The sequence below is a fragment of the Streptomyces sp. NPDC041784 genome, from assembly GCF_055591025.1.
In genome coordinates this window covers 290,905-304,273 of the sequence record NZ_JBVJAB010000002.1, presented here as the reverse complement: position 1 = coordinate 304,273, position 13,369 = coordinate 290,905, and the positions used below count along the sequence as shown (strand labels likewise).

10 protein-coding genes are annotated in these 13,369 nt (G+C 73.0%); 6 read left to right on the top strand and 4 right to left on the bottom strand.

Annotated elements, in window-relative coordinates; genetic code table 11:
* Positions 1 to 44 precede the first annotated feature (44 nt).
* Both ACZ6D7_RS05025 and ACZ6D7_RS05020 read left to right on the top strand, forming a co-directional pair.
* A complete protein-coding gene (locus ACZ6D7_RS05025; RefSeq protein ID WP_469483555.1) occupies positions 45 to 872 on the top strand; it encodes a methyltransferase in 828 nt (275 codons plus the stop codon).
* A 279-nt stretch (positions 873 to 1,151) separates the two neighbouring features.
* Complete coding sequence (locus ACZ6D7_RS05020) at positions 1,152 to 1,556, top strand: DUF3040 domain-containing protein (RefSeq protein ID WP_469483552.1); 405 nt, start codon at positions 1,152 to 1,154, stop codon at positions 1,554 to 1,556.
* Between the two features lie 290 nt (positions 1,557 to 1,846).
* Here ACZ6D7_RS05020 and ACZ6D7_RS05015 read toward each other — a convergent pair whose 3' ends face one another.
* The 4 genes from ACZ6D7_RS05015 to ACZ6D7_RS05000 form a co-directional block, all read right to left on the bottom strand.
* Positions 1,847 to 4,378, bottom strand: coding sequence for a transglutaminase TgpA family protein (locus ACZ6D7_RS05015; RefSeq protein ID WP_469483551.1), 2,532 nt, complete (start codon positions 4,376 to 4,378; stop codon positions 1,847 to 1,849).
* Positions 4,375 to 5,748 (bottom strand): DUF58 domain-containing protein, encoded by a 1,374-nt coding sequence (locus tag ACZ6D7_RS05010; protein WP_469483548.1) that lies wholly within the window; start codon positions 5,746 to 5,748, stop codon positions 4,375 to 4,377. The genes ACZ6D7_RS05015 and ACZ6D7_RS05010 overlap by 4 nt, the downstream gene beginning before the upstream one ends.
* Entirely contained in the window at positions 5,748 to 6,776 is a 1,029-nt protein-coding gene (locus tag ACZ6D7_RS05005) for an AAA family ATPase (protein WP_469483545.1), read from the bottom strand. Before ACZ6D7_RS05005 ends, ACZ6D7_RS05010 begins: the two co-directional genes overlap by 1 nt.
* A 249-nt stretch (positions 6,777 to 7,025) precedes the next feature.
* On the bottom strand, positions 7,026 to 7,637 hold the full coding sequence (locus ACZ6D7_RS05000) for a beta-class carbonic anhydrase (protein WP_469483543.1): 612 nt from the start codon (positions 7,635 to 7,637) through the stop codon (positions 7,026 to 7,028).
* 409 nt (positions 7,638 to 8,046) lie between these two features.
* Here ACZ6D7_RS05000 and rsmH point away from each other — a divergent pair, with 409 nt between their 5' ends.
* The 4 genes from rsmH (at position 8,047) to ACZ6D7_RS04980 (ending at position 13,368) form a co-directional block, all read left to right on the top strand.
* On the top strand, positions 8,047 to 9,003 hold the full coding sequence (gene rsmH / locus ACZ6D7_RS04995; RefSeq protein ID WP_469483541.1) for a 16S rRNA (cytosine(1402)-N(4))-methyltransferase RsmH: 957 nt from the start codon (positions 8,047 to 8,049) through the stop codon (positions 9,001 to 9,003).
* Between the two features lie 49 nt (positions 9,004 to 9,052).
* Positions 9,053 to 9,637: a cell division protein FtsL gene (gene ftsL / locus ACZ6D7_RS04990; RefSeq protein ID WP_469483539.1), complete on the top strand. Its 585-nt coding sequence runs from the start codon at positions 9,053 to 9,055 to the stop codon at positions 9,635 to 9,637.
* 5 nt (positions 9,638 to 9,642) lie between these two features.
* The gene (locus ACZ6D7_RS04985) at positions 9,643 to 11,604 is read left to right on the top strand and encodes a peptidoglycan D,D-transpeptidase FtsI family protein (protein WP_469483536.1); all 1,962 of its coding nucleotides are present in this window, start codon (positions 9,643 to 9,645) and stop codon (positions 11,602 to 11,604) included.
* 108 nt (positions 11,605 to 11,712) lie between these two features.
* Positions 11,713 to 13,368, top strand: coding sequence for a UDP-N-acetylmuramoyl-L-alanyl-D-glutamate--2,6-diaminopimelate ligase (locus ACZ6D7_RS04980; protein WP_469483534.1), 1,656 nt, complete (start codon positions 11,713 to 11,715; stop codon positions 13,366 to 13,368).
* The last annotated feature ends 1 nt before the right edge of the window (position 13,369 follow it).

Here is a 13,369-nt window from a genome sequence, read left to right as displayed (position 1 = left end):
CTCCGCCGCGCAAGAGGCGGTGCCGCGCCGAGGAGTCAACAGCCGTGCCGGACCCGATGCGCCCGCCCGTCTCCCACCACCGCCCTCACACGACGTCGCTGCGCTCCGACCCCTCTCGCCCCCGCGCCTCTCTCCGTACCGCCGTGGTCTGGGAGGTCCTCCAGGACGCCCTCGAACGCCGGGTCAAGGCCACCGGTCGCGAGGCGCTGGACGTCCTCGACACCGGCGGCGGCAGCGGCAACTTCGCGGTGCCCGTCGCCCGTCTCGGGCACCGGGTCACCGTCGTCGACCCCAGCCCCAACGCGCTGTTCGCCCTGGAGCGCCGCGCCGCCGAGGCCGGGGTCGCCGACCGCGTCCGAGGCGTCCAGGGCGACGCCCACGGCCTCTTCGACGTCGTCGAGCGCGGCGGCCACGACGCCGTCCTGTGCCACGGCGTCCTGGAGTACGTGGACGACCCCGCCGAGGGCGTCCGCAACGCCGTGGCCGCGCTGCGCCCCGAGGGCGTCCTCAGCCTGCTCGCCGCCGGTCTCGGCGGGGCCGTGCTCGCCCGCGCCCTCGCCGGCCACTTCAAGGAGGCCCGGCAGGCCCTCTCCGACCCGGACGGCCGCTGGGGCACCGGCGACCCCGTGCCCCGCCGCTTCACCGCCGAGCAGTTGACCGCCCTGGTCGAGGGCGCGGGCCTGCGCGTCGGCGCCGTGCACGGCGTCCGGGTCTTCGCCGACCTCGTCCCCGGGGTGCTCGTGGACACCGAGCCCGGCGCCCTGGATGCCCTGCTGAAGCTGGAGGAGGCCGCCGCCGAACTCCCCGCCTTCCACTCCGTGGCCACGCAGCTTCATGTGCTCGGTGAGACGCGGGGGACCGACGAGGCCTGAGCCTCTCCTGGGGTGCGCCGCTGATCAGGGACTTGGCCGCACATGGAGTACGCCACAGGCCCCCCGTTCGGCCGCTGTGCGCCGTATGATCGAGGGAGACCGCCCGGCATGACGGGTCGGCCGCTGGGGAATGGAAACCTCAGCGAGCCGGGACGTCCATGGCGGGCTCCGGTTGGCCAATTGGCGTAGAGGGGCGGGTTTCACGGGGGCGATTCCCTGCCTATCCTGAAGGGACCCCCCAAGTCGCCGCCCCGGCGACTGCACGATGAGGAGGACTCCGTGCCGCTCTCGGAGCACGAGCAGCGCATGCTCGAGCAGATGGAGCGAGCGCTGTACGCCGAAGATCCCAAGTTCGCGTCGGCGCTTGAGGGAAGCGGGCTGCGTACGTACACCCGGCGTCGGGTCTACCAGGCGGTCGCGGGCTTCCTCGTGGGTATCGCGCTCCTCATGGCCGGTATGGTCGCCAAGCAGGTCTGGCTCAGTGTGGTGGGCTTCCTGGTCATGCTGGGGTGCGCCGTGCTCGCCGTGACCGGCTGGCGCAAGGCCCCCAAACCGGGTGAACAGCCCGCAGCCGGCGCTGCCCCGCACGCGCGAGGTCAGGTCCGGCAGAAGCGCTCCATGATGGACCGAATCGAGCAGCGCTGGCAGCGCCGCCGTGACGAGCAGGGTGGCCAGGGCCACTGACACCGTCCCGGGGCATCGCGCCATAGCCGCGCCAGGATGTCCGTGAGGGGGTGACCACCGCTGAGGTGGTCACCCCCTCACGTATGCCCTGCCGCCTGACGGCCGTGGCTCCCCCTGCGGCACCTCCGTGGCTCCCCTCTCGGGGGACCACCGCCTGCGCCCCGCCCTGCCTCCGCGTGCCGACAGACGTCGGCCCCCGTCCCGGGAATCACTCCCGGGGCGGGGGCCGACGTCTGTCGTACCTCTCGTCTCCTGCCGGTGCTGATGCCGCGGCCGGTGCCGGCCGACGCTCAGCCGCTGTGCTGGCCGGACGGCCGGCGCACCAGCGCCACCACGCGGGCCGCCCAGGCCGGGGTCCTCAGCCGGGCCGCCCAGGACGCCTTGAGGGCCGTCCAGCGGTCGGCGAGGTCCCAGACCGCGCGGACGGCCGAACGCGGGGCGACGACCGCCCGGACCCGAGTGGTCCGGCTGACCCTCGACCGCAGGGCCGTCCGCACCGCGCGGACCTCGTCCGCCAGCCCGGCCTCGGCCCGCGGCTGCGGAGCGAACAGCACCTGCTCCACGGCACCGGCCACCCGGTGCACCGAGCGGCTCACCGACGCGTCCAGCTCCCCGAGCCGGACGATCCGCTCCGCCGCGCGACGCGGAGTCAGCGCCTCGTCCGGCTCGATGCCGTAGTCCCAGGCCGTGTCGGTCAGCTCGCGCCAGACCGCCAGGACATGGGCGGCGGCCGCCTCGTCGGCCTCCCGCCCCGGCACCTCCAGCTCGACCGCCCCACCGGCACCCTCCGCCCGGAGGCCGTCCAGGCCGTCCGTGCGGCGGCCCGGGGGAGCCGCGCCGGCCGCGGACCCGGTGTGCTGGGCCGACGCCAGCCGCACCGACCGCCGTCTCAGCCTCCAGAGCATCGGCAACAGGGGGACGGCCAGTGCCGTCGCCCCGAGCAGCGTCCACCCGGCGCTCTCGTACCACGGGGTGCCACCGCCGCCCTGGTCCACGTCGTCCAGCGGCAGCACGGCGGAGCAGGCCTCGGCCTCCTTCTTGTCCGCGGCCGCGCAGCTCGTGCTGGCCGAGGGCGCGGCCGACGGCTCCGCCTCCGCCGAGCGGGAGGCCTGCGGCAGATCGGGCAGAGCCTCGCCCGAGGTGTCCGGCAGGGTGTACGTGGGCGTCGTACCGCGCGTCGGGGTGGGCTCGAAGCGGGTCCAGCCCACGCCCTCGAAGTACAGCTCCGGCCAGGCGTGCGCGTCCTTCAGGCTCACCGCCACCGAGCCGTCCGCCTGCGGGGAACCCGGCGCGAAGCCCACCGCGACCCGGGCCGGTATGCCCAGCGTGCGGGCCATCGCCGCCATGGCGAACGAGTAGTGGACGCAGAAGCCCTGCTTGTCCCGCAGGAAGCGGGCGATCGCGTCGGGCCCGGAGCCGACCTCCACCTCGGTGTCGTACTCGAAGCCGCCGGTCACCGCGAAGTAGTCCTGGAGCTTGACCGCCTTCTCGTAGTCGCTCGGGGCGCCCTCGGCGATCTCGCGGGCCTGCCGCGCCACCACCCTCGGGAGGGAGTCGGGCACCTCGGTGTAGGTGTTCCTGATCGTGCTCGGCGCCTCGGGCGCGGCGGCCAGCTGCTTCGCCGTCGGCTGCACATCGAGGCTCTTGACCTCGTACGTCTTGCCGTTGGTCTTCTGACCGTGGTCACCGACGAGGCTCATGCCGACCGGTTCGTACCGCCAGTTGCCCTCGATCTTCACGCTGCTCGGCGGGTACGGCATCGGCAGCCAGTCCTGCGCGTACCCGTCGTCGGCGGCGACCCGGGTGGTGATCTCGGTGCGCTTGACGTCGGAGCTCAGGCCGGTGGGTGTGGGGAACTCGTCCGGCACGGCGACGATGTGCCGCTTCGACGGCTTCCACGTGGTGCCGTCGAAGTCGTCCAGGGACACGATCCGCAGGTACAGGTCCGAGCTGTTGGTGGTGTTCGTGCGCAGGGTCAGGACCGTGCGGTCCTCGTCCACGTTCAGGCTGTCGCGTAGGGAGACCAGGGGGTTGACAGCGGCGATCGTGCCTCCGTTGCCGTTGCCCGTGCCGACGCCCGTGCCCGTGCCGTCCAGCAGACCGCCCTGGATGGCCGGCAGGGGCAGCAGCGGGACCACCAGGGCGACGCCCAGGGCGGCCATGCCGATCCGCCGGCCGGTGCGCACGGGAGCCACCGGGCCGGGCTGCTCGCCCGGGGAGCGCGCGGCCCCGCCGAAGACCCGGCCCCACTGGGAGAGCCGCTCCCGGCCCTCGGCCAGCAGCAGCATCAGATATCCGGCCGCGGCGACCAGGAACCACAGCCAGTCGGCGCCGCCGTCGGACAGGCCCGCGGCCACCGAGTACAGCGCGAGCAGCGGCAGGCCGGCCGGGGCGGCGTTGCGGAAGGTCACCGCGAGGGTGTCCACCGCCAGCCCGATCACCAGCACACCGCCGATCACCATCAGCCGGATGCCGTCGGAGAGCGGGGCCGGGATGGCGTACCGGCTCACGTCGTCGGCGCCCGCCTGGAAGAGGTCGCCGAAGTGCCCGAAGGCCTCGGGGCCGGGGATCAGGCCGGCCAGGGCGTGCTCCCGGGCGAAGACCAGCGTCAGCAGCATCAGGGTGACCAGGGCCTGGGCGGCCACCGTCAGCGGCCGGGCCAGCGGCACCCGGCGCGCGGCCGCGCCCACCCCGGACTGGATCGCCAGCAGGAACGCCGCCTGGAGGAGCCAGGTGGCCGGGTCGACCAGGGGCAGCAGGGCGCACGCCGCCATCAGCGTGGCCGCCGCGGAGCACAGCGTCAGTCTCGCCCGCCCGCTCATGATCCCGCCTCCCCGCCTCGTGTCCAGCCCGCGGCCACGACGCCCGCGCGCTCCCGGTCGGCCTGGCGCCACAGCTCGCTCAGCGAGACGCCCCGTGGCACGCTCAGGGCCGTCCAGCCCGCCTCGCGCAGCATGCGCAGCCGCTCCTCCTGCCCCTTCATCGGATGAGGGACGCCGTTCGGTTCACGTCCCCACGCGTCACCGTCGAGGAGGAAGGCCAGCGCGCCTCCGCTGCGCTGGCGCATCTTCGCGGCCACCGCCGCCTGTTCCTCGTCGATGTCGCCGAGGAAGGCCACCAGCAGCCCCTCGTTGCCGCCGCGCAGTACGTCGTAGGCCCGGGACAGGCCGGATCCGTCGGAGTGGTCGACGACCGCGAGGGTGTCCATCATCAGACCGGCCGCGTCCGCCGACCCCTCGCTGGCCCCGGCGAACCCCTCGGCGCCCTCGCCGGGCACCGAGGTGCCGGTGTCGGTCAGCAGCCGCACGGAGAAGCCCCGCTCCAGCATGTGCACCAGCACCGACGCGGCGCCCGAGACCGCCCACTCGAAGGACGAGTCGGGGCCCGCGCCGTCGTAGGCCAGGCCGCGGGTGTCCAGCAGGACCGTGCAGCGGGCGCGCTGCGGCTGCTCCTCGCGGCGCACCATCAGCTCGCCGTAGCGGGCGGTGGAGCGCCAGTGCACGCGGCGCAGGTCGTCGCCGTAGCGGTAGCCGCGCGGGATCACGTCGTCCTCGCCGGCCAGCGCCAGCGAGCGCTGCCGTCCGTCGCCGTACCCCTTGGCCTCGCCGCTGAGGCGGACCGGGGGCAGCGTCTCCACGCGCGGGATCACGGTCAGGGTGTCGTACGTCGAGAAGGACCTGGTCAGCTCGCACATGCCGAACGGGTCGTTCAGGCGCAGCTGGAGCGGGCCCAGCGGGTAGCGGCCGCGCAGGTCGGAGCGGACCCGGTAGGACACCTCGCGGCGGCCGCCCGCCTCGACGCGGTCCAGGACGAAGCGGGGGCGCGGCCCGAGGACGTAGGGCACCCGGTCCTGGAGCATCAGCAGGCCGGTGGGCAGCCGCGAGACGTTGTCCATCCGCAGATGGACGCGGGCCTCGCTGCCGGAGGGCACCCGGGCGGGGGAGAGCCGGCGGCTGCCGGCCACCCGGTAGCGGGTGCGGTAGACGACGGCCGCGCAGATCAGCGGCAGGGCGGCCAGCAGCAGCCCGACCCGCAGCAGGTCGGGCTGGCCGAGCACGTACGCGCAGATGGCGGCGGCTATGCCGGCGGCCAGGAAGGAGCGGCCCCGGGTGGTCAGACCGGCCAGTGCGGTCCGGGCGGCGCCCTTGTCGCCGCGGCCGGTCTCCGGCTGCCCGGTCCCCCCGCCGCTCATCACAGCCTCCGGGGCGGCCGCTGGCCGAACGGCTCCGACCCCACGCCGTAGCCGTGCTGCTGGGGACCTGAGGGCACCGGGGTGCGCTGCAGGATCTCCTCGACGACCTGCTCGGCCGTACGGCGGTTGAGCTGGGCCTGTGCGGTGGGCAGCAGCCGGTGGGCGAGGATGGCCACGGCGAGGTTCTGCACGTCGTCCGGCAGGGCGTAGTCGCGGCCGCCGAGGGCGGCGGAGGCCTTCGCCGCGCGCAGCAGATGCAGCGTCGCGCGCGGCGAGGCGCCGAGTCTGAGGTCGGGGTGGGTGCGGGTGGCGGAGACCAGGTCGACCGCGTACCGGCGGACCGACTCGGCGACGTGGACCCCGCGGACGGCGTCGATCAGCTTCACGATCTCGTGCGCGTGGGCCACCGGCTGGAGGTCGTCCAGCGGGTTGGCCCCGCCGTGCACGTCGAGCATCTGCAGCTCGGCCTCGGCGCTCGGGTAGCCGATGGAGACCCGGGCCATGAAGCGGTCGCGCTGGGCCTCCGGCAGCGGGTAGGTGCCCTCCATCTCGACCGGGTTCTGCGTGGCCACCACCATGAACGGGCTGGGCAGCTCGTACGTCTGCCCGTCGATGGTGACCTGGCGCTCCTCCAGGGACTCCAGGAGCGCCGACTGCGTCTTGGGCGAGGCCCGGTTGATCTCGTCGCCGATCACGATCTGCGAGAAGATCGCGCCCGGCTTGAACTCGAAGTCACGCCGCTGCTGGTCCCAGATGGACACACCCGTGATGTCCGAGGGGAGCAGGTCGGGCGTGAACTGGATGCGGCGTACCGAGCAGTCGATGGACCGTGCCAGCGCCTTGGCGAGCATCGTCTTGCCGACGCCGGGGACATCTTCGATCAGAAGATGCCCTTCGGCGAGCAGCACGGTCAGCGAAAGCCGTACGACCTCGGGCTTGCCCTCGATCACTCCCTCCACCGAACTGCGGACACGCTCCACAGTGGCGGTCAGATCTGTGAGGCTCGCTCGATCGTCATAGGTCGTCACCCGGCCCTCCTCGGCCCTTACTTTCTCCGGGCCGACGCTCATGCCTGCGGACCGGCCCACCCCGAATCACGTGCGCCACCCGGGAAATGTTCGGCGAGGCGTCACAACCGCATTCTTGCTGCCGTTACCGATTCGTGTCACTCGCCTGTGGACAACTGCCCGTGATATGTCGGTTCTATGGCCTTTTGGGCACCCGGGAACCGGAAAATCAACAGCTGAACGACAGCGAACGACGATAGCTGCGGAAGGTCATGCGGGGTCGATCTCCCGCAGCAGACCCGTCTTCACATCGAACACGAAACCCCGGACGTCGTCGGCGTGCAGCAGGAACGGCGAGGTGCGCACCCGCTGCATCGACTGCCGGACGTCCTGGTCGACGTCCCGGAAGGCCTCGACGGCCCAGGCGGGGCGCTGGCCGACCTCCATCTCCAGTTCGGTCCGGAAGTCCTCGGTGATCGACTCCAGGCCGCACCCGGTGTGGTGGATGAGAACGATGCTGCGGGTGCCCAGCTTGCGCTGGCTGATGGTGAGCGACCGGATCACGTCGTCGGTGACCACACCGCCGGCGTTGCGGATCGTGTGACAGTCGCCCAGCTCCAGGCCGAGCGCGGCGTGCAGGTCGAGACGGGCGTCCATGCAGGCCACGACCGCCACGTGCAGCACGGGGCGGGCGTCCATGCCGGGGTCGGAGAAGGCGGCGGCGTAGCGCTCGTTGGCATCGACGAGCCGGTCGGTCACGGTGCCGCCGTCGCGTATGGCGTCTTCGGATGCGGTGGGTACGGATGCGGAAGTCGTCATAACCATGACGGTACTGGTCACGCCCGTTCCGGTCCTGTTGTGAGAAGGGAAAAAGGCCGTCATCACGCCGTGTTTGTGAGGTAAGCCACAAGGGTGAGGTGGAACCGCCCGACGGGGTGATTTCCCGCACTTCGCCGCTTCATGATCGTGCCGGACCGCGACGCGCAGGCCGGTTGATTGACCGCGAGACACCGTGGACTAAAGTGACGCGAAGCGGGAGGCGGTGCGCTCCCTGCTGGACTGAAACCCCGTGAGACCCCGGCGTGGCTGCCGGAGATCTCCCCGCGTGCGCGGCGCGTACGTACGGCTCGGCCTCCTCCCGCTCCCGGTCGGCTGACGCTTCCGGCGCCGGCAGGACCTCCCCTCACGAGAGGGCGGGGACCCGGCGGTGCGTATCTCCGCCGGATCTGAGAGGGCCCCGGAGAAAATGGTGCGCGAAGCGCATTCGAATGAGGCTGGCGGTGGGCGACGGGTGGGAGAGAGTCGACACGTCCCGGTGATGCTCCAGCGGTGCCTGGACCTGTTGGCCCCCGCGCTCCAGCGGCCCGGCGCGGTCGTCGTCGACTGCACGCTGGGCCTCGGCGGGCACAGCGAGGCCCTGCTGACGCGGTTCCCCGAGGCCCGCCTGGTCGCCCTCGACCGCGACAAGGAGGCCCTGCGGCTCTCCGGCGAGCGCCTCGCCCCCTTCGGCGAGCGCGCCACCCTGGTGCACGCGGTCTACGACGAGCTGCCCGACGTCCTGCGACGGCTCGGCATCGCGCGCGTGCAGGGCGTCCTGTTCGACCTCGGCGTCTCCTCCATGCAGCTCGACGAGGCCGACCGGGGCTTCGCCTACGCCCAGGACGCCCCGCTCGACATGCGCATGGACCAGACGACCGGCATCAGCGCGGCCGAGGTCCTCAACACCTACCCGCCCGGCGAGCTGGTGCGGATCCTGCGGGCGTACGGCGAGGAGAAGCAGGCCAAGCGGATCGTCTCCGCGGTCGTGCGCGAGCGCGAGAAGGAGCCGTTCACCAACAGTGCGCGGCTGGTCGAGCTGATCCGCGACGCCCTCCCGCAGGCCGCCAAGCGCACCGGCGGGAACCCGGCCAAGCGCACCTTCCAGGCGCTGCGCATCGAGGTCAACGGCGAGCTGTCCGTGCTGGAGCGGGCGATCCCGGCCGCCGTCGAGGCGATCGACGTGGGCGGGCGGATCGCCGTCCTGTCGTACCACTCGCTGGAGGACCGGCTGGTCAAGCAGGTGTTCGCGGCGGGCGCCGCCGTCACCGCCCCGCCCGGGCTGCCGGTGGTCCCCGAGCGCTACCAGCCCCGGCTCAAGCTGCTCACCCGCGGTGCCGAACTTCCCACCGAGGAAGAGATCGCCGAGAACCGGCGCGCCGCCCCGGCACGGCTGCGTGGGGCCGAGCGCATCAGGGAGTCCATCGAATGAGCCGGGCGGGGCGGGCGCAGGTGGGAAAACCGAACTCAGGGGAGGGCGAGTGAGCAGGAAACCCGAACTGAGGGGACGGGCTGCCCGGCTCGCGCGTCTCTTCCCCGCCGGTCCGCGCCAGGCGGCCCGCACCCCGTTCGTCCTCCTCGTCGTCCTGCTCCTCGGCGGCGGCCTCATCGGGCTGCTCGTGCTGAACTCCGCGCTCAGCGAGGGTTCCTTCAAGATGGACGACCTCCAGCGGGACGCCAAGAGCCTCACCGACGAGGAACAGGCCCTCCAGCGGGACATCGACTCCTACTCCGCCCCCGACGCCCTCCAGCGCCGCGCCCGTGAACTCGGCATGGTCCCCGGCGGCGACCCGGCCTTCCTGAACCCGGACGGCACCGTGAGGGGCGTCCCCTCCGCCGCCCCGCGGTCCGCGCGGGACGCGGCGCAGGTCGTCCGGCCGCCCGAGGTCATCACGCTCTCGCAGCCGACGGTGTCGACGCCCGCGCCCGCGGCGCCCGTACCCGCCGCCCCTCCCGCGCAGAGCACGCAGAGCACGCAGAGCACGCAGAGCACGCAGAGCGCACAGAACGCGCAGAGCGCGGCCCCCGCTCCGACCGCAGCCATCCCCACGACCCCCGGCAGGTGACGGAAGTGTCCGACAGGGAACCGTCGCGCCGGCGCGTGCCCGGCCCCGCCCGGCCCTCCCGCCCGGCATCCGCCCAGCGGCGCCCGGGACCAGGTGCCCGCCCGGCCCGCCGTCCGGTCCCGCCCCGTCCCGCCGCCCCGAGTGCCATCCGCCTCGGCAGCCCCCGCCCCCGGCTGCGCCTGGTCGGCCTCGCGCTCGCCCTGGTGATGATCGCCTTCGTCGTACGGCTGCTCCAGGTGCAGGCCGTCGACGCGAGCACCTACGCCGCCAAGGCCGAGCAGAACCGGTACGTCGGCCAGGTGCTGGCCGCCGAGCGCGGCGAGATCACCGACCGCGGCGGGATCGCCCTCGCCAGCAGCGAGGACGCGTACGACATCACCGCCGACCCCACGATGTTCAACCGCGAGACCCTGAAGATCGACGACGGCCCCGAGCAGGCGGCCGCGCTGCTCGCGCCGATCCTCGGCCAGGACCAGTCGACGCTGGTCGAGAAGTTGCGGCCGAAGGACAAGGAGGCGCGCTACACCAAGCTCGCCAGCCGGCAGACCCCGCAGGTCTGGAAGCAGATCAAGGACCTGAAGTCGGCGCTCACCGCCAAGAAGGGCGCCGACGGCACCACGGTCAACGTCCTCGCCGGCGTCTTCTCCGTTCCCAGCAGCAAGCGCGTGTACCCCAACGGGGACCTGGCCGCCGGAATACTGGGCTGGGTCAACGCCGAGGGCAAGGGCGGCGGCGGCATCGAGCAGCAGCTGAACGCGACCCTGTCCGGCAAGGACGGCAAGATCCGCTACGCCCAGTCCGGCGGCCGCCAGGTGCCCACCGCGGGCTCCACCGAGACCCCCGCCGTGCCCGGCTCGGACGTCGAGCTGACCCTGGACCGGGACATCCAGTGGGCCGCGCAGAACGCCATCACCGAGCAGGTCGAGGCGTCCGGCGCGGACCGCGGTTACGTGATCGTCCAGGACACCCGCACCGGCGAGATCCTCGCCCTGGCCAACTCGCCCGGCTTCGACCCCAACGACCTCACGAAGGCGAACGCGGACGCCCTGGGCAACGCGGCCCTCCAGGACGCCTACGAGCCCGGCTCCACCGCCAAGATCATGTCGATGGCGGCCGTCCTGGAGGAGAACGTCGCCACGCCGCTCACGCACGTCACCGTGCCCAACCGGCTGCACCGCGGCGACCGGCTCTTCAAGGACGACATCGACCACCCGACCTGGTACCTCACGCTCAACGGCGTCCTCGCCAAGTCCAGCAACATCGGCACGATCCTGGCCACCGGCGAACTGGGCAAGACCCAGGCCGAGGCCAACCAGGTGCTCTACTCCTACCTGCGCAAGTTCGGCCTCGGCAGCTACACCGGCGTCGACTTCCCCGGTGAGACGAAGGGCATCCTCGCCGCCCCCGGCTCGTGGTCGACCTCGCAGCAGTACACGATTCCTTTCGGCCAGGGCGTGTCCCTCAACGCGCTCCAGGCCGCCTCGGTCTACTCGACGATCGCCAACGGCGGCGTCCGGGTCGAGCCGTCGCTGGTGCGCGGCACCCAGGGCCCCGACGGACGCTTCACGCCCGCGCCCGCCCCCAAGAAGACCAGGGTCGTCAGCGAGAAGACGGCGAAGACCCTCGCCCAGATGCTGGAGTCGGTGGTGGACGACCAGGAGGGCACCGGCACCAAGGCGCGCATCCCCGGCTACCGCGTCGCGGGCAAGACCGGTACCGCCAACCGTGTGGATCCGGCCACCGGCAAGTACAAGGGCTACACCTCGTCGTTCGCCGGGTTCGCGCCCGCCGACAGCCCCCGTGTCACCGTCTACTGCGCCATCCAGAACGCCACCAAGGGCAGCTACTTCGGCGGCCAGATCTGCGGCCCCATCTTCAAGCAGGTCATGGAGTTCGCCCTGAAGACCCTCCAGATCCCCCCGACCGGGGCGAAGCCCGCCAGCCTCCCGGTCTCCTTCGCCCCCTGAGCCCCCTCTGATTCCCCCGCCGAGCCGCCCGCCGAGCCCCCCGCCCGAGCCCCCTCCGAGCCCCCCGCCCGTCCGTGTTCAGCGTCGAATACAGCCAGGAACCAGCCCGTGACCATGATCACTCCCGACCCCGGGAACCCAGCACCGCCCCCGTCCTCGCTTCGCCCGCAGGCGGGTGCGCCCGGTACGCTCACCGCCGTGCCACACGCTGATCAGTCCCGAACCACCCAGAAGGGCGCTTCCGTGACATATCCGGGACCGCCGCGACCGGCCCAGGTCTCCGCCACACCCCTCGCGGACCTCGCCGATCAGCTGGGTACCGCCGTCGCGGAGAGCGCCGTCGCCGTCACGGGCATCACCCATGACTCACGCGCCGTCCGCCCCGGCGACCTGTACGCCGCCCTCCCGGGCGCCCGCCTGCACGGCGCCGACTTCGTCACCCAGGCCGCGGGCCTGGGCGCGGTCGCCGTCCTGACCGACCCCACCGGCGCCGAGCGCGCCGCCGCGACCGGACTGCCGGTCCTGGTGGCCGACGACCCGCGCGCGCGGATGGGCGAGCTGGCGGCCACCATCTACGGCCGGCCCGGGCGGGACCTGCTCCAGATCGGCATCACCGGCACCTCCGGCAAGACCACCACGGCGTACCTGGTCGAGGGCGGTCTGAAGACGCTGAGGTCCACCGGCCTCATCGGCACCGTCGAGACGCGCATCGGTGACGAGCGCATCAAGTCCGAGCGCACCACCCCCGAGGCCACCGACCTCCAGGCCCTGTTCGCCGTCATGCGCGAGCGCGGCGTCGAGGCGGTCGCCATGGAGGTCTCCAGCCACGCGCTGGTCCTCGGCCGGGTCGACGGCTGCGTCTTCGACATCGCGGTCTTCAACAACCTCAGCCCGGAGCACATGGAGTTCCACTCCGGCATGGAGGACTACTTCGGGGCCAAGGCGCAGCTGTTCACCCCGGAACGCAGCCGGCTCGGCGTGGTCAACCTCGACGACGAGTACGGCCGCCGGCTCACCCGCGAGGCGGGCGTCCCCGTCGTCACCTTCTCCGCCGAGGGTCACCCCGACGCCGACTGGCGCGCGGTGGACGTCCACATCGGCCCGATGGACGCCACGTTCACGGTGCTCGGCCCCGAGGGCGTGCGCGTCGCCGCCAGGTCCCCGCTGCCCGGCCCGTTCAACGTGGCCAACACCCTCGCGGCGATCGTCGCCCTGGCCGCGGCGGGCCTCGACCCGCAGACCGCCGCCGACGGCGTCGCCGCCGTCCCCGGCGTGCCGGGCCGGCTGGAGCGGGTGGACGCCGGCCAGCCCTACCTCGCGGTCGTCGACTACGCGCACAAGACGGACGCCGTCGAGTCGGTGCTCAAGGCGCTGCGCAAGGTCACCAAGGGCCGGCTGCACGTCGTCCTCGGCTGCGGCGGCGACCGGGACCGCACCAAACGCGCGCCGATGGGCGCCGCCGCGGCCCGGCTCTCCGACACCGCCGTACTCACCTCCGACAACCCCCGCTCCGAGGACCCGCTCGCGATCCTCGCGACGATGCTCGAAGGGGCGGCGTCCGTGCCCGCGCACGAGCGCGGCGAGGTCCTCCTGTTCGAGGACCGGGCCGCCGCGATCGCCGCCGTCGTGGCCCGCGCGCACGCCGGGGACACCGTGCTGGTCGCGGGCAAGGGCCATGAGCAGGGCCAGGACATCGCCGGGGTGGTCCGTCCGTTCGACGACCGCCAGGTGCTTCGCGAAGCTATCCAGCAGACCCAGGGATGAA